This window comes from Pseudochrobactrum asaccharolyticum, from assembly GCF_003314995.1.
GTDB classification, from domain to species: Bacteria; Pseudomonadota; Alphaproteobacteria; order Rhizobiales; family Rhizobiaceae; genus Pseudochrobactrum; species Pseudochrobactrum asaccharolyticum.
Map to the genome: position 1 here is coordinate 144,797 of NZ_QNRH01000008.1, position 19,481 is coordinate 164,277.

At 50.8% G+C, this 19,481-nt stretch carries 17 protein-coding genes; 8 read left to right on the plus strand and 9 right to left on the minus strand.

The window, feature by feature from the left end; all coding sequences use genetic code 11:
• Positions 1 to 77 precede the first annotated feature (77 nt).
• Entirely contained in the window at positions 78 to 3,077 is a 3,000-nt protein-coding gene (locus DFR47_RS17565; protein WP_113945754.1) for an Rne/Rng family ribonuclease, read from the plus strand.
• A gap of 99 nt (positions 3,078 to 3,176) precedes the next feature.
• Here the strand turns inward: DFR47_RS17565 and DFR47_RS17570 are convergent, their stop codons facing one another.
• A complete protein-coding gene (locus tag DFR47_RS17570) occupies positions 3,177 to 4,280 on the minus strand; it encodes a pyridoxal phosphate-dependent aminotransferase (protein ID WP_113945756.1) in 1,104 nt (367 codons plus the stop codon).
• Positions 4,281 to 4,877: 597 nt separating this feature from the next.
• Here DFR47_RS17570 and DFR47_RS17575 point away from each other — a divergent pair.
• From DFR47_RS17575 to aat, 6 genes are all read left to right on the plus strand, one after another.
• The gene (locus DFR47_RS17575) at positions 4,878 to 6,239 is read left to right on the plus strand and encodes a M48 family metalloprotease (protein WP_374788324.1); all 1,362 of its coding nucleotides are present in this window, start codon (positions 4,878 to 4,880) and stop codon (positions 6,237 to 6,239) included.
• Positions 6,240 to 6,353: 114 nt separating this feature from the next.
• The gene (locus DFR47_RS17580; RefSeq protein ID WP_113945758.1) at positions 6,354 to 7,127 is read left to right on the plus strand and encodes a DsbA family protein; all 774 of its coding nucleotides are present in this window, start codon (positions 6,354 to 6,356) and stop codon (positions 7,125 to 7,127) included.
• A 178-nt stretch (positions 7,128 to 7,305) separates the two neighbouring features.
• Positions 7,306 to 7,755 (plus strand): type II 3-dehydroquinate dehydratase, encoded by a 450-nt coding sequence (gene aroQ / locus DFR47_RS17585; RefSeq protein ID WP_113945760.1) that lies wholly within the window; start codon positions 7,306 to 7,308, stop codon positions 7,753 to 7,755.
• A 115-nt stretch (positions 7,756 to 7,870) separates the two neighbouring features.
• Positions 7,871 to 8,344, plus strand: a complete 474-nt coding sequence (gene accB / locus DFR47_RS17590; protein WP_113945761.1) for an acetyl-CoA carboxylase biotin carboxyl carrier protein — start codon at positions 7,871 to 7,873, stop codon at positions 8,342 to 8,344.
• Positions 8,345 to 8,450: 106 nt separating this feature from the next.
• Positions 8,451 to 9,806, plus strand: coding sequence for an acetyl-CoA carboxylase biotin carboxylase subunit (gene accC / locus DFR47_RS17595; protein WP_113945763.1), 1,356 nt, complete (start codon positions 8,451 to 8,453; stop codon positions 9,804 to 9,806).
• A 5-nt stretch (positions 9,807 to 9,811) separates the two neighbouring features.
• A complete protein-coding gene (aat, locus tag DFR47_RS17600) occupies positions 9,812 to 10,426 on the plus strand; it encodes a leucyl/phenylalanyl-tRNA--protein transferase (protein WP_113945801.1) in 615 nt (204 codons plus the stop codon).
• Positions 10,427 to 10,560: 134 nt separating this feature from the next.
• Here the strand turns inward: aat and DFR47_RS17605 are convergent, their stop codons facing one another.
• The 6 genes from DFR47_RS17605 to tig all read right to left on the minus strand — a co-directional run bounded on the left by DFR47_RS17605 (position 10,561) and on the right by tig (position 16,045).
• Entirely contained in the window at positions 10,561 to 11,007 is a 447-nt protein-coding gene (locus tag DFR47_RS17605) for a DUF2155 domain-containing protein (RefSeq protein ID WP_113945765.1), read from the minus strand.
• Positions 11,008 to 11,216: 209 nt separating this feature from the next.
• Positions 11,217 to 11,612 carry an NADH:ubiquinone oxidoreductase subunit NDUFA12 gene (locus DFR47_RS17610; protein WP_113945767.1) on the minus strand — a complete coding sequence of 132 codons (396 nt, stop codon included), beginning with the start codon at positions 11,610 to 11,612 and terminating at the stop codon, positions 11,217 to 11,219.
• Between the two features lie 188 nt (positions 11,613 to 11,800).
• The gene (locus tag DFR47_RS17615) at positions 11,801 to 12,304 is read right to left on the minus strand and encodes a GNAT family N-acetyltransferase (RefSeq protein WP_113945769.1); all 504 of its coding nucleotides are present in this window, start codon (positions 12,302 to 12,304) and stop codon (positions 11,801 to 11,803) included.
• Positions 12,304 to 13,803, minus strand: a complete 1,500-nt coding sequence (gene gatB / locus DFR47_RS17620; RefSeq protein WP_113945770.1) for an Asp-tRNA(Asn)/Glu-tRNA(Gln) amidotransferase subunit GatB — start codon at positions 13,801 to 13,803, stop codon at positions 12,304 to 12,306. The genes DFR47_RS17615 and gatB overlap by 1 nt, the downstream gene beginning before the upstream one ends.
• 246 nt (positions 13,804 to 14,049) lie before the next feature.
• Entirely contained in the window at positions 14,050 to 14,526 is a 477-nt protein-coding gene (locus tag DFR47_RS17625; protein WP_113945772.1) for a GNAT family N-acetyltransferase, read from the minus strand.
• 103 nt (positions 14,527 to 14,629) lie between these two features.
• On the minus strand, positions 14,630 to 16,045 hold the full coding sequence (gene tig / locus DFR47_RS17630) for a trigger factor (protein WP_113945803.1): 1,416 nt from the start codon (positions 16,043 to 16,045) through the stop codon (positions 14,630 to 14,632).
• Between the two features lie 609 nt (positions 16,046 to 16,654).
• Between tig and DFR47_RS17635 the strand changes: the two genes are divergently transcribed.
• Complete coding sequence (locus DFR47_RS17635; RefSeq protein ID WP_113945774.1) at positions 16,655 to 17,152, plus strand: hypothetical protein; 498 nt, start codon at positions 16,655 to 16,657, stop codon at positions 17,150 to 17,152.
• A 71-nt stretch (positions 17,153 to 17,223) separates the two neighbouring features.
• Here DFR47_RS17635 and DFR47_RS17640 read toward each other — a convergent pair whose 3' ends face one another.
• Both DFR47_RS17640 and DFR47_RS17645 read right to left on the minus strand, forming a co-directional pair.
• Positions 17,224 to 17,661, minus strand: a complete 438-nt coding sequence (locus DFR47_RS17640; RefSeq protein WP_245416626.1) for a hypothetical protein — start codon at positions 17,659 to 17,661, stop codon at positions 17,224 to 17,226.
• A 72-nt stretch (positions 17,662 to 17,733) separates the two neighbouring features.
• Entirely contained in the window at positions 17,734 to 19,203 is a 1,470-nt protein-coding gene (locus tag DFR47_RS17645) for a metal-dependent hydrolase family protein (RefSeq protein WP_113945775.1), read from the minus strand.
• Positions 19,204 to 19,481 lie beyond the last annotated feature (278 nt).

Genomic DNA, 19,481 nt, shown 5'->3' on the forward strand with positions numbered 1-19,481 from the left:
AGCGTCTCTGGCTGTCTCTTTGTCAGAGCCATTGGTTCCTCTGGATTTGCGTTTTTCCGCCGGAAGGAAAAACACATATGTCGAACAAAATGCTTATCGATGCCTCCCACCCGGAGGAAACGCGTGTTGTAGTGGTGCGCGGCAATAAGATCGAAGAATTCGATTTTGAATCTGAGCATAAAAAACAATTAAAGGGCAATGTATATCTGGCACGCGTCACCCGCGTTGAGCCATCATTGCAGGCTGCTTTTGTTGAATATGGCGGCAATCGCCATGGCTTCCTTGCCTTCTCGGAAATTCATCCTGATTATTATCAGATTCCGGAAGCAGATCGCAAAGCTCTGCTCGAAGCAGAAGCCCGTGCAGCCCGCGACGAAGATGATGAAGAGCGCGAAGAGCAGCCGCAGCGTCGTGGCGGCCGTCGTGGTCATAATGACCGTCGCGGCTCAGGTCGCAACCGTCGCGGCCATAACAACCGTGCTGCTGCACCGTTTATTTCGGCACCGGAATTTGTCGGTGATTTTGCTGCTGATGCTCAGGCTGCTTACGCGCAGGCTCAGCTCAATGCCGCTCCGGAAACAACAGATGAAGATGCGGAAGACAATACAGCCGTTATGGCCGCTTCTTCCGATCAGCCGGTGATCCGTGAAAAAGCACCGCGCAAACAACACGCATCTGACAATGACGACGATGATGACGACCATGATGATGAAGATGATCAGGTTGAATCTGTTGGTGCAGAAGATGCGATGGAAGAGCTGCCAGGCAGCAATCGTGTTCACCGCAAGCATTATAAAATTCAGGATGTGATCAAGCGCCGCCAGATTATTCTGGTTCAAGTGGTTAAAGAAGAGCGCGGCAACAAAGGCGCAGCTCTCACCACTTATCTTTCGCTTGCCGGTCGTTATTCCGTATTGATGCCGAACACCGCGCGCGGTGGCGGTATTTCGCGTAAAATTACAAATATTCAGGATCGTAAGCGCCTGAAAGATATCGTCAAGGAACTCGAAGTGCCGCAGGGCATGGGTGTGATCCTGCGTACAGCCGGTGCCAATCGCACCAAAGCGGAAGTACGCCGCGACTATGAATATCTGATGCGCATGTGGGATAATGTTCGCCAGCTGACTATGCAGTCGCAGGCACCTGCCCTCGTCTATGAAGAAGGCAACCTGATCAAGCGCTCGATCCGCGATCTTTACAATAAAGACATCACCGATATTCTGGTGGCTGGTGAAACCGGCTATCGTGAAGCCAAAGATTTCATGCGTATGCTGATGCCGACCCACGCGCGCGTCGTCCAGCCATACCGTGAAACCACACCGATCTTTGCCCGCACCGGTATTGAAGCACAGCTCGACCGTATGCTGCACCCGCAGGTGACGCTGAAATCCGGCGGTTACATCATCATCAACCAGACCGAAGCTCTGGTGGCGATTGACGTGAACTCCGGCCGCTCGACCCGTGAAAACTCGATTGAAGAAACCGCTCTTCAGACCAATCTGGAAGCAGCAGAAGAAGTTGCGCGCCAGCTGCGTCTGCGCGACCTTGCCGGTCTGGTTGTGGTTGATTTCATTGATATGGAAGAAAAGCGCAACAATCGTGCCGTTGAAAAACGCATGAAAGATTGCCTGAAAGATGACCGCGCCCGCATTCAGGTTGGTCGTATTTCGCATTTCGGCCTTCTGGAAATGTCGCGTCAGCGTATTCGTGCTTCCGTGCTGGAAAGCACGATGCAGCCTTGCCCGCATTGCGCTGGCACTGGTCTGATCCGCTCAGATTCCTCGATGGCACTCCATGTCATCCGTTCGATTGAAGAGTTCCTGCAGCGCAACTCCCAGAACAATATTATTGTTCGCGCACCGCAGGCGACAGCTCTGTATGTCTTGAATAACAAGCGTCATCTGCTTGCAGAAATGGAGACCCGCTTTGGTCTGACCATTGAGCTGCAAATTGATGAAACTGTTGGTCATCAGCATCTTGCCATTGATAAAGGCACACCGGCTGCCGGCCCTGTTAATCCTGTTCCGCAGACCATCCAGTTCATGCCTTATGACGAGGAAAATGATCCGGAAATCATCGACATTGAAGATGAAGGCGAAGCAGAAGCCGGTTCTTCCGATGAAGACAATGCACGGGACGATTCCGGCGATGACCGTAAGCGCAGCCGTCGCCGTCGCCGCCGTCGTAACGGTCGTGAACGCGATGCAGCTGATGCGCAGAGCGAAAATGCATCGGATGAAGACGATGGCGATGATGCAGAAGACACATCATCCCTGTCGGAAGAAGACCGTCGCAAGAAGCGTCGTCGCGGTCGTCGTGGCGGACGCAAGAACCGTCGCGGTGAATATGACAACCGTACACCGGCTGTTGAATTTATCGGCTTCAGCCGTGATGAAGCAATTACCCGTCTGAATGCCCATAAGCAGGCTGCCGCTAAAGCTGCCCGCCCGGTACCGGCACCGGAATTTGTAGGCTTCAGCCCGAACGCAAAACCGGCTGCGCCGACAAAGCAGCAGGCACCAGCTAAGGCCGAAGCTCCTGCAAATACTGTGACTGAAGCAACCGCGCCAGCAGAAGCTGATAAGAAAGCTGCTAAACCGGCACGCAAACGGGCTGCCAAGCCACGTGGTGCAAAAGCAGCAGTTGCAGCAGCGGCTGAAACAGCAGTGGAAATCGAAGCCGTTATTGCAGTAATGGAAACAGTTGCAGAGCCTGAGATTGTTACTGAGACTGAAGCGCCTGTTGTTGAAGCTGTATCCGATGAGGCACCAGTGAAAACAACACGCAAAAAAGCTGCGGAAAAGCCAGCCAAACCAGCCCGCAAGCCACGCGCTAAAAAAGCTGCAGAGCCGGTTGAAGAAGTAAAAGCCGAAGCTGTTGAAACCGCTGTGGTGGTCGAGACTGCTGAAGTGGCTGCTGCTGAACCTGCGCCTGAAAAGCCGGTACGTGCACGCAGAAGCACACAGGAAGCTTCCAAGCCTGTCGTAACCTCACAGGTTGCCCAGTCTGAAAAGACAGAAGAAACAGCCGATCAGCCTAAGCGCGGCGGCTGGTGGCAGAAAAAAGGCTTCTTTTAAGCCTTAATCAGTGAATATAAAAAGCCGCCGGAAATTCCGGCGGCTTTTTTGTTGCGATAATGATTAGAAAACCAAACCTGCGTCACTTAATCATTGATCTCAGAGCCAGCTTTCCAGACGGCGCATGGCTTCACGCATTTCCTCTGCGGTTCCTGCATAAGAGAAGCGCATAGTGCGATGGCCTTCCAGCGGATCAAAATCCAGCCCCGGTGTTGCGGCCACATTGATCTCTGCAATCATTTTACGGGCAAACGCCATACTGTCATTGGTGAAACGCGACACATCACAATAGGCATAGAAAGCACCGTCCATCGGTGCAGCCAATGTCAGCCCCATTTTCGGCAAACGCTCACCAAGGATTGAGCGGTTCAGCGCATAACGCTGTTTGATAATGTCCAGCTCGTCTGTTGCCTTGAAGGCTTCAATCGCGGCAATCTGCGATAATTCCGGCGCAGAAATATACAGGCTTTGCGCAATGCGCTCATTCGGACGTACAGCCTCTTCCGGCAGCACCATCCAGCCGATACGCCAACCGGTCATGCAGTAATATTTGGAGAAGGAATTGATGACCGTCACATTATTATCAAAGGCCAGCGCGGTCTGATCCGGGCGGTCATAGGTCAGGCGATGATAAATCTCATCAGAGATTACACGGATATTGCGTTCCCGTGCAGCTTCAAGAATAGCCTTCAGTTCATCATCCTCAATAATCGCACCGGTTGGATTTGCAGGGCTCGCAAACAGCACGCCTTTCAGCGGCTTTTCTTCATGGGCAGCAATCAGGCTTTCGGCGGTGAGATTAGGGCTGATCCCCTCACCGGTACCGATCTCAACAACTTCAACACCAAGTGCTTTCAGAATATTGCGATAGGCAGGATATCCGGGACGGGTAATCGCCACACGGTCACCCGGATCAAAATAGGTCAAAAATGCCAGATTAAAGGCGGCAGATGAGCCGGTAGTGACAGCAATGCGCTGCGGGCTGACGTCAACACCGTATTGCTCGGCATAATGTGCGGCAATGGCTTCACGCAAACCAATGAGACCAAGAGCATCCGTATAGCCGATTTTGCCATCGACGAGTGCTTTTTGCGCGACTTCGCGCACTCGCAATGGTGCCGGATCAGCTGGCTGCCCAACAGCCATTGAAATCATCTGTGCGCCTTCTGCACGGCGACGATTGGCTTCTGCCAGCACATCCATGGCATGAAACGGATCGACATCACTCCGGTAGGAAAAAACTCTCACTCTTCTGCCCTTTAAAACGCCCCTGAGACAGTCATTTTCTGCAAAAACACACAACAGCCATGCAGGGATTAAGAATATGCCAGTTGCATAGCCCGAACAGACCAATGCAACAACCATCCGATAGTCACAAAAGATGCCCTTGAAACGATAAAACACTGTGAAACTTTAGGCTTCTTAAGCCTGACTTCAGTTTAGGTCATAAAAAAGGCCTGAAATGCCATGAATAAAACCGCGAACACAGGTATGAATTCTAATTTTGCTTTTCGTGCTCTGTAAGTTAGCCCATTCCGAAAAGTGTGAAGCGGTTTTCGGGATAAAATGCGCGTAAAACAAAAGATAGAGCGGTTTCAACGTTTCAATATTAACTGAAACCGCTCTAAAACAGCATTATCATTGATGTTGCTGATTCACGCCTGCCGCTTGCGGTAACCTGCTCTTGATGGTTTATGAAACGGGATTTTATTGATGGCCAAAACCGAATTCCTTCGCACCATGCCTGCGCCACAACCGGCAGCATCTGTGCCGGTTCATGCCCGCAATAGCTCAAAACATATGCTGCGCCTGCCGCTTTCGCTGATAATTTCAGCCGCTGTGCTCGCAAGCTCTGCCTTCACGGCCTCTGCACAGTCCCGTTCAGTACCGATTGTCCGTGATGCGGAGATTGAAGCCCTCGTCAGCGATTACACAACCCCTATTCTCAATGCGGCGGGGCTTGGCAAACAGCGTATCAAAACAATTCTGGTCAACAGCCCGAGTTTCAACGCTTTTGTCGACGGGCGCCGCATCTTTATCAATACGGGTGCCCTGCTTCAGTCTGAAACACCCAATGAGATTATCGGCGTGATCGCGCATGAAACCGGCCACCTTGCCGGCGGTCATCAGGATCGTCTGCGCGAACAGCTGAAACAGGCCAAGACCATGGCGGTTATCGGTACATTGCTCGGTCTTGGTGCCGGTATTGCCGGTGCGGCTGCGCGGAACAGCGCCATTGCCGGTGCCGGTGGCGGTATTGCGGCTGGCGGCGGTGAAATCGCCATGCGTAGCCTGCTGTCCTATCAGCGCTCGGAAGAAGCCGCGGCTGACCGCTCCGCCATCAATTATCTCAACAAAACCGGTCAGTCAGCCAAAGGCATGCTGGTGACATTTGAGCGTTTTGCCAGCGCGCTTTCAATCAGCGGCACGCAGGTCGATGCCTATCGTATCAGCCACCCGCTGCCGCGTGAGCGTATCGCCAACTTGTCAAATCTCGCCCAACAAAGCCCGTATTTCGAGAAAAAAGATCCGGAAAGTCTGCAACTCCGCCATGATTTGGCGCGCGCCAAAATCGCCGCTTATTCCGGCGGCATGGGCTCGTTGCAACGCATTTTCCGCAATAATCCGCGCGGCTTGGGCGCACGCTACGGCGATGCGATCTCAACATTCCTCACCGGCAATGCGCGTAATGCCATTCCCAAAATTGATGCCTTGATTAAAGAACAGCCGAAAAATCCTTATTTCCGTGAGATGAAGGGCGACATTCTGCTCAAAGCCAATAATCCGGCAGGTGCTGCTGCCGAGTTCAAACAGGCTGCTGCTCTCGATCCGCGCAAATCCAGCCTGATCCGTATGAGCTATGGCCGTGCATTGATGCTCACCGGCAACAAAGCCAATATGCAGGCAGCGATTACAGAGCTCAAAGCCGGTGTTGCGAGAGATCCTGAATTCTCAGAGGGTTACGGCTATCTGGCACAGGCCTATGGTCAGTCAGGCCAGATGGCACTTGCCGATCTGGCAACCGCAGATCAGCATTATTATGCCGGTAACATCAATGAAGCCAAGATTTTCGCAACCCGCGCACAGACAAAACTGAAGTCCGGCTCACCGGACTGGCTGCGTGCGCAGGATATCATCAATACGAAAACCAAAAAGAAATAATGCATAACAGAGGTGCGTTTCACACCTTCCTGCATATTGCGAACAAACATAGTCCGCCTGCCGGGCTGACAGTCTTAACCCAAACTATAAGGCCGGTTTATCCGGAGTGATCCTATGACCATTCAATTCAAGCGCCGCTTAGCTACCACTGTTTTCGGCGCCGCAGCTCTGGTTTCCGCAGTTGCAATGAGCCACGCACAAGACGCGAAACCACTGGATAAAGCCGCTGTAGAAAAAATCGTCCGCGAATATCTGATCGCAAATCCGGAAGTAATGCTGGAAGTACAGGACGCTCTGGAAGCCAAACAATCGGCATCTGCCCGTGAAAGCCAGACAAAAATCATTACCGAAAATCATGATTCGATTTTCAATGATGCCAATGATGCTGTTTACGGCAACCCGAAGGGTGATGTGACTATTGTTGAATTCTATGACTACAATTGCGGCTATTGCAAACGCGCTATGCCGGATATGCATGAGCTGATCAAAGCCGATCCGAATGTACGTTTTGTACTGAAAGAATTCCCGATTCTCGGCCCTGATTCCATGCGCACCCACCTCGTGGCACAGGCATTTAAGCGCTTAATGCCTGAAAAATATATGGAATTGCATCAGGCTTTGATGAGCGAGCCAAAAAGCTCAACCGAAGAAAGCGCTTTGAAAATCGCTGTTTCTCTGGGCGCTGATGAGGCCAAACTGCGCGAACTGATGAAAAGCAAAGAGGTCGTAACCTCCTTCCAGAACGCTTATACCGTTGCACAGGCGCTCAATATTTCCGGCACACCATCCTATATTATCGGCAATGAGCTGGTTCCGGGTGCTGTCGGTCACGATGTTTTGAGCGAAAAAATCGCTGAACAGCGTCAGTTAAATGCTCAAAAGAAATAAACCGCCACAATTTTATCTATAAAATTTGAATTTAGTGCCGGAAAATGCGGTTAAAGCCTGTACGGATATGATTTACAGGCTTTAACCGCAACGCATTCCCCATTATATGGGTAGGGATAAGACTTCAGACAGACTGAAGTTATCCGAACAACGGAATTGCAAAGCGACAGCGCACCCGATGGCACAAGTGATTTTCATTCTGAATGGTCCTAACCTGAATATGCTGGGTAAAAGAGAGCCGGCAATTTACGGTTCGACGACCCTTGATGATATTCACGCAAACTGCCGCAAAGAAGCTGAAAAGCTGGGTGTGGAAATTGACTTCCGTCAGTCTAATCACGAAGGCGATCTGGTCACATGGATTCAGGAAGCCGGTGAGAAAGGCGCGCAGGTTCTGATTAACCCTGCAGCATATACCCACACATCTATTGCGCTGCTTGATGCCATTCGTGCAGCTCAGGTGACTGTCGTAGAGGTTCACCTCTCAAATATTCACGCCCGTGAAGAGTTTCGCCACAAATCCTTCGTTTCTCCGGTTGCCAAAGCGGTTCTGTGCGGCTTTGGCGCAGAAGGTTATTTGATGGGACTTCGTGCTCTCGCGGGCTATCAGCGTAATCCTGAAAGTTGACCGGATTTTCAGAGTGGATTATGCCACGCATACCAAACCAGCATAGTGTGCCCTGACCGTCAGGCTTATGCTCTAAAACAAACAACAATATATTAGCGGTAAAGGGGCAAGACCCATGACAAATAAAAGCTCCGGTATCGATCAAGCGGTTATTCGCGACCTCGCGAACATCCTCAAAGATACCGATCTGACAGAAATTGAAGTTGAACAGGACGATCTGCGCATTCGCGTTTCGCGCAATGTAACAGTGCAGGCCGCTGCTCCTCAGCAGTATTTTGCACCGGCACCAGCCGCTGCTCCGGTTGCAGCCGCTGCGGCTCCTGCAGCAGAAGCACCCAAAGCTGCTGACAAATCGAAGAACGCCGTTCCATCCCCAATGGTTGGTACTGCATATCTCGCACCGGCACCAGGCGCCAAGCAGTTCGTAGAAGTTGGTCAGAGCGTTAAAGAAGGTCAGACTGTTCTGATCATCGAAGCGATGAAAACCATGAACCAGATTGCTGCACCGCGTGCAGGTACAGTGACTGCTATTCTGGTTAGCGACAGCCAGCCAGTTGAATTCGGCGAACCGCTCATCGTCATCGAGTAAGATCTTTTGCAGATCGCGGCTGTGTTTTGAACAATGCAGCCATCGTTGACCTATTTGATTTAATGCATAGTCTGCCAAACGGACTATGCCTGAGGCAGGAGCACCGATGTTTCAAAAAATCCTCATAGCCAATCGCGGCGAAATTGCCCTGCGGGTGCTGCGCGCCTGTAAGGAGCTTGGCATCAAGACTGTTGCCGTTCACTCCACTGCAGATGCGGATGCCATGCATGTTCGTCTTGCAGATGAAAGCGTTTGTATCGGCCCGCCGCCATCGCGCGACAGCTATCTGAATATTCATCAGATCGTTGCTGCCTGCGAAATCACCGGCGCGGATGCAATCCATCCGGGTTATGGCTTCCTCTCCGAGAATGCTAAATTCGCGGAAATTCTTGAAGCACACGACATTACCTTCATCGGACCGACCGCTGCGCATATCCGCATCATGGGCGATAAGATCGAAGCGAAGAAGACTGCTAAACGTCTAGGTATTCCGGTTGTTCCGGGTTCCGACGGTGGTGTGGCCAGCGAAGAAGATGCCATCCGCATCGCGGCTGAAATCGGCTATCCGGTTATCATCAAAGCATCTTCCGGCGGTGGTGGCCGCGGGATGAAAGTTGCCAAATCGGCAGAAGACATCTCCGTTGCCTATAATACTGCACGCTCCGAAGCTGCTGCTGCATTCGGTGATGATGCTGTTTACATCGAGAAATATCTCGAAAAGCCGCGTCACATTGAAGTACAGATCGTTGGCGACGGTGCCGGTAAAGCTGTGCATCTGGGCGAACGTGACTGCTCCTTGCAGCGTCGTCACCAGAAAGTCTGGGAAGAAGCAAACTCCCCTGCTCTGAACTCTGAAGCCCGTGACAAGATCGGCATGATCTGCGCCAATGCGGTTGCAGAGCTTGGTTATCGTGGCGCCGGTACAATCGAATTCCTCTATGAAAACGGCGAGTTCTATTTCATCGAAATGAACACCCGTCTGCAGGTGGAACACACGATTACTGAAGCCATTACCGGTATTGATCTGGTTCATGAGCAGATTCGTATTGCTGCAGGTCTTGGTCTTTCGATCAAGCAGGAAGATGTCCGTTTCTCCGGCCATGCGATCGAGTGCCGTATCAATGCGGAAAATGCCCGCACATTTACGCCGTCACCTGGTACGATCAACCACTACCACACACCGGGTGGTCTCGGCATTCGTGTCGATTCCGGCGTGTATAGCGGCTATCGCATTCCACCTTACTATGACAGCATGATCGGCAAGCTGATCGTTCATGGCCGTAACCGCGTCGAATGTCTGATGCGTCTGCGCCGTGCGCTTGATGAGTTTGTGGTTGATGGCGTTGATACAACACTTCCGCTCTTCCAGGATCTGATTGCCAATCCGGATATCGCCAACGGCGATTATGATATCCACTGGCTTGAAAAATATCTGGAAAAGCAGGCCGCTTCAGGTCGCTGATTTTGGTGGCGGGACGTAAATCCCCACCGCCTCAAGAATTAAGTCCGGAGCTTCTGCTCCGGGCTTACGCCTCCGGCATTTTCCCTATGTCAGAAAGTGCTGATGATCCGGAAATTTTCTGGGTACGTCCGGAACAACGCGGCATTATCCCGCTCGATCAGTTCCACATCTCCCGCAGTCTGCAAAAAACAGTAAAACGCGCTCCGTTCGAAATCCGTTACAACACCGCTTTTGAACAGGTTTTGCAAGGCTGTGCCATAAGGCTTGATCCTGAAGCAGGAAGCTGGATTAATCAGACCATCCGTCAGGGCTATATAGGCCTTCACAAGGCCGGACACTGCCACTCAGTGGAGGCATGGCAGGGCGAGCAGTTGGTGGGCGGCCTTTACGGCGTATCGCTTGGCGGAGCGTTTTTCGGTGAAAGCATGTTCAGCCATGCAACGGATGCCTCCAAGGTCTGTCTGGTGCATCTGGTCGAACGTCTGCGCGCAAACGGCTTCAAGCTTCTCGACACGCAGTTTACAACCGAGCATCTGCAGCGTTTCGGTGCGATTGAAATTCCCGCTAAAGATTACGAAGAAATGCTGCTGCCAGCGATTTTAACACCGGCACAGTTCTGAAACGCAATGCGTACATAGACCGGAGCGCCATCAGCCAGCGCTTGGCACATGAAAGTCGCTCTAATTATCTGTTTTAACGCACATCTTTGTCCGAAAACCGTTTCACACTTTTCGGGATGCGCTCTAATTGAGAATTATTTTGGTGCCGGAATATCGGATGTCTGCTTGCAGTTTTTCAGCCAGATATCATAAACCGGATGATCAACAGCATTCAGACCCGGACTATCGGCAAACATCCAGCCGGAAAAGATACGGCGGATTTTACGATCAAGGGTGATTTCATCCACCTGCACAAAGCTGTCTGTGCGAGGCGCTTCATTTTCAGAACGGCTGTAGCAAACCTTAGGTGTTACCTGCAGCGCACCAAATTGTACCGTTTCATTGATATAAACGTCAAAAGTCGTGATACGGCCGGTAATTTTATCAAGACCAGAAAACTCGGCGACTTTATTGGCAATGCGCTCGGCTTTCGCCTCAGAAAACCCACCCAGCCCTGTTGCAGTCAAACCGGAAACCGCAAGTCCTGCAACCAGCAGAAATGTTGTTCCAAAATTTCGTCCGGAAGAAACATTCATACACATTCTGCCTTTGGTCGTGGTTGCATAAATAGTGCACAATAGCACCAGCAGGAAATTAGCCTGTTCTTTACGGCATTTGTGAGAAAAAGTGCAACTAAGCATAGTTTTCCCCAAGCCTGATCAATAGAACAGAATGATCAGATATAGCCTGTAAAAATGCAAAGGCGGCACACTTTTTAGGTTGCCGCCTGCACATATCGTCAAGATTCAGATTAATTCGGTGTCCAGGCATCGTAATCGCCGGTCACAGCAGGACGCTGACCGGAAGCAGAAATCGCACCCTGCGGACGATAAGCCTGCGGGGAACCAGTCAGGTTTGGCTGGTGAGGCTTCTGCCATTCACGCGGCTGATAATTCTCTTCAGTCGGCGGCGTATCGGTGCGGTGATGCATCCAGCCGTGCCAGCCGGCAGGAATTGCACTGGCTTCGCTGTAACCGTTGAAGATAACCCAACGGCGTGTGCGGCCTTCAGAATCCTTGCCACCGGTGTAATAGACATTGCCGAACTCGTCTTCACCGACGCGTTTACCCTTGCGCCACGTATGAAAACGGGTGCCAAGGGTCTGGCTGTTCCACCAGGTAAAGACCTGAGTAATAAATTTTTTCATAGCACTTCCAGATCCTGAACTATCCTGAGCATAAAGGCACAGGATCATGCAGATTATTCCCTGCTTATGGCCTTATCTGAGGCTGCGCGCAAGGGTCAAGTTGCCGCTCTTAAAAGCATATCCTGCCTGTAATCACCGTTTTAATGGCTATCATAACGATGATAAAGGTTGGATTTCAGAGCAAAAAATCACATAGACCAGCCGGTCAGCGGCTTTTCCATTTTGATAACATTGATATCAAGTTTCAGTGTGCCCCAGTCTTTCGTCTCGCCGGTCTTTTCAAAACCCTTGCGACTATAGAAATCCAGAGCTTTCTGATTCTTTTCAATCACCTCAAGCGCTAGCTTTTCAACGTCAGGAAAAGCCATCTCGATTTCAGCCAGCAGCATGGTGCCGATACCCTGCACCTGCTGTTCCGGATCAACATAAAGCTGATGCAGCTCCGCAACGCCCGCTTTGCTCTGGCTGGCAAAAGCCATGCCGACAAGGTTGCCCTCGCCGTCATCGGCCACAACAAACTCCGAATAAGGTTTCGCCAGATTACGGGTCAGCGCGGCAACAGAATGATATTCGCCCGTAACCGTGTTGACAGTCTCAACACCCAGCACGTCATCAAATGTGGCGTGCCAGGTTTTGACCAGCAATTGGTGCACGGCTTTGAGATCATCTTTATTTGCGGAGCGCAGCCACATTATTCGATGCCCAGCTTCGCTTTAACCAGATCATTCACAGCCTGCGGATTTGCTTTACCGCCGGTAGCTTTCATCACCTGACCAACAAACCAGCCGGCAAGTGTCGGCTTTTCTTTGGCCTGAGCAACTTTTTCCGGATTAGCAGCAATGATTTCATCAACGGCTTTTTCAATCGCGCCGGTATCAGTTACCTGCTTCATACCGCGGGCTTCAACGATCTCTTTCGGATTACCGCCTTCATTCCAGACGATTTCGAAAAGATCTTTCGCGATCTTACCGGAAATAGTGCCTTCCTTGATCAGATCGAGAATTGCGCCCAGCTGTTCCGGTGAAACCGGTGCGTCTTCAATATCCTTACCAGCCTTGTTCAAAGCGCCGAGCAGATCATTGATAACCCAGTTTGCGGCAACTTTACCGTCACGGCCTTCTGCAACCGATTCGAAATAGTCAGCAATGGCTTTCTCAGTGATCAAAATAGAGGCGTCATAGACAGACAGACCAAGGGTCTCAACCAGACGGTTTTTCTTATCGTCCGGCAGTTCCGGCAGCTTAGCGGCCAGCTCATCCACATAGGCTTGTGTAAATTCCAGCGGCAGCAGATCAGGATCCGGGAAGTAACGGTAATCATGCGCTTCTTCTTTCGAGCGCATCGAACGGGTTTCACCCTTTGCCGGATCGTAAAGACGGGTTTCCTGATCGATCTTGCCGCCATCTTCCAGAATACCGATCTGACGACGGGCTTCGTACTCAATCGCCTGACCAATGAAACGGATCGAGTTCATGTTCTTGATTTCGCAACGGGTGCCGAATTCACCGCCCGGACGACGCACAGAAACGTTGACGTCAGCGCGCATCGAGCCTTCATCCATGTTACCGTCGCATGTGCCAAGATAACGCAGAATGCTGCGCAGCTTGGTCATATATGCACGCGCTTCATCGGAGGAACGGATATCCGGTTTGGAAACGATTTCCATCAGCGCCACACCGGAGCGGTTCAGGTCAACAAAAGACATGCTCGGATGCTGGTCATGCATGGATTTACCGGCATCCTGCTCCAGATGCACGCGCTCAATGCCGACTTCAACATCTTCAAACTGGCCTTTGGAATCAGGGCCGACAGATACAATCACGGTACCTTCGCCAACGATTGGCTGTTTGAACTGAGAAATCTGGTAGCCCTGCGGCAGATCCGGATAGAAATAGTTTTTACGATCGAAAACCGACTTCAGATTGATCTGTGCTTTCAGTCCGAGACCGGTACGAATGGCCTGCGCCACGCATTCCGCATTGATCACCGGCAGCATGCCCGGCATGGCGGCATCAATCAGCGAAACATTAGCGTTCGGCTCCGCACCAAATTCAGTGGAAGCACCGGAGAACAATTTGGAATTGGAAGTCACCTGCGCATGGACTTCCATCCCGATCACCACTTCCCAGTCACCGGTGGCACCGGAGATCAGGCGTTTCGGGTCTGGTGTGCGTGTATCGATAAGGGACATGGGCTCTTAAATCTCTGTTTTTGCGGCGCGAGCAATACTCTGCCGTTTTCTCATGCTTCTGGCTAAAACAAACCGACCTGACTGGCAAGTGTTCTCTGGGATTTCAGTCTTGTTTCAGCACGGATCAATTATCATTGTGCAGACTATAAACATTCTACCGCGCCAGTGCACCCTGCATTGACAGAAAAAATGCAAATTCCTGTAACAAAGCATGGGCTTGTAAAGATAAATGACCGGAGAGCACGATCATACATCCACCATACCCAGACGGCGGTAAAGGCGCTCCGCACCAAAAGGATTATTCTGATCAACTTTGAGGCAGATTTTATCTGCACCACGCGCATAAAACACCTGAAAACAATGCAGCAGCAGTGCCTCAGCAATACCTTGTTTGCGCCATGAAGGTTGCACGACAATATCCTTGATAAAGCCACTGTTCCAACAATGTGCAAAAGCAATCAGCTCACCCTGCCCGCTAACAACCGGCAAGATCAGCGCAGCCTCATATTCCTCATCCGCAGACAATACCTGCCACCACGCAGTCAATGGCGGTACATGATCGCCCACGGCCTCATAAGAGCTGGCGAGCAAAGCATGAAGCGCGGCAATCATCTCCGGCGCATCTGGTCTAAACGGCACTAAAGCCACATCGTGCGGCCATAGCGGCTGCGGCATGTCACCATTCAACGCTTTGCATAAATGATAGTGAGGTTTCACAGTCATACCCTGCCCCTGCCTGATTAACGCGATCTGCAATTATTATACACCAGCAAACAAAAAAGCCGCGTTTTGCAACGCGGCTTCCTCGTAACTCTATGCGGGCTGATTATTCAGCTGCATCGTCAGCTTTTTTAGCTGCTTTTTTCTTTGGAGCAGCTTTTTTAGCTGGCTTTGCTTCTTCTGCGCCTTCTTCGTCAGCTGTCAGCTCTTCTTTAGTCACTTTTTTATCGGTGACGGAAATTGTGCTGAGCAGGTGATCAACAACCTTTTCTTCAAAGATTGGTGCGCGCAGGTTAGCAACTGCATCAGGAGTTTTACGCAAGAATTCATAAACCTGCTGTTCCTGACCTGGGTAGCGACGAACCTGATCGTAAACAGCGCGCTGCAGTTCTTCTTCGGTTACTTCTACACCGGCTTTTTCACCGATTTCGGAGAGAACCAGACCAAGACGTACACGACGTTCAGCCAGCTTACGATATTCTTCGCGAGCAGCTTCTTCAGTGGTTTCTTCGTCTTCAAAAGTTTTGCCAGCCTGCTGCAGGTCGAAATTGATCTGCTGCCAGATATTGTTGAACTCAGCGTTTACCAGACGTTCTGGTGTTGCGAACTGATATTCTGCATCCAGACCGTCGAGGATCTGACGCTTAACTTTCTGACGTGTGATCTGGCCATACTGACCTTCGATCTGTTCACGAACAACTGTACGCAGACGATCAAGGCTTTCGATGCCGAGCTTCTTAGCAACTTCGTCGTTCAGTTCCAGCTCAGCAGCTTTAGCAACTTCCTTCACAGTGATGTCGAAGGTTGCTTCTTTACCGGCCAGATGAGCAGCGCCGTAGTTTTCAGGGAAAGTAACTTTGATCTGCTTTTCGTCACCGGCTTTAACGCCGATCAGCTGATCTTCAAAACCCGGAATGAACTGGCCGGAACCGAGAACCAGCTGTGCATCCTGATCAGCACCACCTTCAAACGGCTCATCGCCAAGCTTACCGAGGTAATCCATGGTAACGCGGTCGCCGTCTTCAGCTTTGCCTTTTTTCGCTTCGAAAGTACGAGCGGAAGAAGCGATCTTCTTAACCTGCTCTTCAACTTCTTCGTCCGAAATATCAACAACTTCACGGGTCACTTTAAGACCGGAAACGTCTTTGATTTCGATTGCTGGCAGAACTTCGTAATTCATGGTGAATTCGAAATCAGCTTTACCGGCCAGAACCTTTTCGGCTTCTGCTTCGTCTTCGCTCATTGCAACTTCTGGCTGGGTTGCAGCTTTTTCGTTGCGGTCAGCAAGGATCGAACGGGTTGAATCGTTCAGAATTTCATTCACGATCTCAGCCATGAAAGACTTGCCGTACATCTTACGCAGATGTGCTGCAGGAACTTTACCAGGACGGAAACCATCGATCTTAGCGCGACCGCGAGCGGTTTCGAGGCGCTCAGCGAGCTTTGCTTCAAGATCCTGTGCCGGAACCACGACTTTGATCTCGCGCTTCAGCCCTTCATTGAGCGTTTCGGTAACCTGCATGTCCAAACCTTCACTTTTGTCTACGTTTCGCATGATCGGCCGCATGACCGTAGCCGCCGAGGCTAGCGAATTTTTGTTTTTCTGTTGCCACATACCGCGCACAATAATGCGCAAAGGCTATGTAACATCCCTGAACGGATATAAAATCCGCCGATGAACGGCCGCGACTCTATATATAAATGGTACGGATTTAAAGCAGCCATACCTGATTTCTGCTATTGAATTTCCTGCACAATATCTGCTCATTCAACAGCATACCGCCACATTTCGTGCCGGAGCCTGTGCCGCAGCATTGCGCCAGAATCCCATTTATCGCAAACCCATTACAATCAGCGCCTGCAAAATACAAGATGCGATTGACTAATCGCCCTGCAAACCATCTGATTTTATGAGCCGGATGCCCTTAAATGCCGCTGTTTTGCGTTAATTATGGCAGAAAGCAAAATTATCCTGAGCGGGACAACAGACAAAGCAGAGTAACAACCATTCCGGCTGGTTAAAACCGGCTCTTTTACAATCATATATCTTTTGATACAGGGCGGCGCCGGTTGCACCATCTCTGCGGCATAGTCCGTTATTACCGCTCTTCTGTTTCAAGGAATTTATAAGATGAAATTGCGTTTCGTTTGCCTGCTGTCGCTGCTGTTGCCGCTTGCACCCCTGACCTCCCATGCACAGGAAGCAGGTCTTGCCGAGCGCCGTGCGATGGCCGCTTATGCGAAAGACATCTGGCCTGCCGCAGAAAAATCCATTCAGGATGCCGCCGGTTTTCCGGTTGTGATTGAGCTGAACCTCAACAGCCTCGCACTCGCGGGCTATGCGGATTCTTATACGGATGCTGATTATCTGAAGAATACGGTCATTGAACCTGTTATCCGCTCATTCCAGGCGATTACCATTGACGAAATGGGCAAAACAGCACTGAAAGAGAAGCTGAAATCCTTGACCATTCTCTATGATGAAAAAACAGCACCGGCTTCCAATTATGTTGACGGCCTTACTTTTGAAGACGGCAAGCTGACAATCAACTGGAAGCCTTTTTCCAATGCCGGCGATATTGAGCCGCGTACAAAAGCACTGACCACCCTGCTGGAAAGCAAGCTGTAAGACAGCTGGTTGTTGCAAATATCAAAGCCGCTCCGATAGCCGGAGCGGCTTTGCTACGTGCTCAGGTAACCTCAACGGTTCTTATAAATATATGCCCTGCAGCGTTCCGCATCGTTGCGCGGCGGTTTATCGCCGGTAAAAACGCCGATAGTGATCTGCTCTGGTACCGCCATCCAATAGACAATGTAAGAAACATCACCTTTACCGCATAGGTACTTTCCGTCTTTCAAAGCAGGATCAGCAGGTTGCGCAACACGATATACCGATGCTGGCAGCTCTTTCCCGTCAACTTCATATGTCTCTGCAACCAGCTCCGAGAATTTCATCGTCGCGCCGGTTTCAAAACGAATACTGAAATCATCAATCTGAATATCGCCGGTAATAGCCTTAGCCTCTGCGCTGACCGGCAGGTAATAATCCCCTGCTGTAAAGGCATGAGAAAATGAGACTGAAAACAGCGCAATTATCGTGACAGCCGATGCGATCAGTTTCATTTTACCAGTACGCATTCCAGTTTCCTCACCTCAAAACAAATACGGCCGGAATATCCGGCCGCAGAAATATTTCATCACATCAAAAGCTCATGCAGCCAGTGTGTTCTTATGAATTACACCGTCTTTGATGATCAGCTTCATATTTTTGTCCGGATCAGCAATCAGAGAAATATCTTCCAGCGGATTGCCATCAATCAGCAGCATATCTGCCATTGCACCCTTTTCAATCACCCCGATAGCACCCGCATAAGGATTGCGGTTTCCGGACATTGCCAGCAATTCCGCATTGGTGCCGGTTGCCATTTTCAGCACATCCGCATTATCAAACCAGCGCGCCAGTTTCGTCAGCTGACGCCCCTGTGACGCAGTGCCCTTCGGATTGAACAGAATATCCGTACCCCATGCCATTTTGACATTATATTTCGGCCCCAGTTCAAAGGCGCGGATTGTGCCTTCCGCAATCATCTTCTGCTGATCGCTCTGTACCTGTGAGGCATAAACATTGGCATCCTCATCCGCCAGAAACGGCTGAATGCTCCACCAAGCACCGGCATCAGCCATTTGCTTGACGGTTTCCTCATCCGCAAGCTGGCCATGCTCAATCGACTGCACGCCGCAAGCCAGTGCGCGCTGAATACCCGCCGAGGTATAAACATGCGCACCAACATAAGTGCCCCAATCCTTAGCAGCCATAACTGCCGCACGGATTTCAGCCTCGGTAAATTGCAGAGAATCCAGCGGATCATAGGCAGATGCAACGCCGCCGCCGACCATAATCTTGATCTGGCTCGCACCCAGCATCAACTGTTCGCGGACACGGCGCAGCACTTCGGCCTCACCATCAGCGATAGTGGCAATGCCTGCCGATTCCGCAAGGCTCAGATCATTGGCACTATGGCGCGGAATATCGCTTCGCTGGCGGAAATCGCCATGACCGGAGGTCTGCGATACCATCGCGCCGGACGGATAAATGCGTGGCCCCGGAATACGCTTTTCATCAACTGCACGCTTCAGTGCAAAGGACGGCCCGCCCATATCACGTACTGTTGTAAAACCGCGCATCAGCGTGCGCTGCGCTTCCTGCACTGCAACAAGATGCACATAGGCGATATCAGAGGTCATCGCCACCATCTGCGGAATAGCTGCCAGAATACTGTGCCAATGGGCATCAATCAGCCCCGGCATCAAAACGCGGCCACCGCAATCAACCTCTTTGGCGTCAGTAACTTTTTCCGAAGCTTTAAGAATATCCGCAATCCGGTCACCGCTGATCAGGACATTCTGCCCTTCGATCAGCTTTGAGGATTTACCGTCAAAAATACGTAGATTTTTCAGCAGCACCGGCTGAGCAACTACTGCTGCAGGCACTTGCTGCGCCAAGGCTGATACCGGATCAGCAACCACAGCACCGGCCATAATAGCTGCAAGACCACTCAGAACAGAACGACGGCTCAGCCCCTGACTGATACGTTCATTCAGTTGCGTAATTTCAGGACTATGGCACAAGCATCCGAAACCATGAGCATATTGCCGGTATCGCGCACTATAGTTTCTCATCGTTTCAGCCTTTCCATAAATGCTCCAAAACCTGTATCCGCATAATCTCTGCAGATATCAGCCTGTATTAAGGTAAGCCGAAACTTCGGTGATAAAGTTTTAGAATTTATGAAATTTACTGTCACACAGCAGGATATATTTCCCGCAGGTAATATAATGACAGATTTTCAAAGAAAAGAAGAGTGGTGCGGATAGAGAGCAGCCGCACCTAAACACAACCATTGATATTATTAAATAAAATGCATATTTTTCGACACTACGTATCCCAATTTGTATCA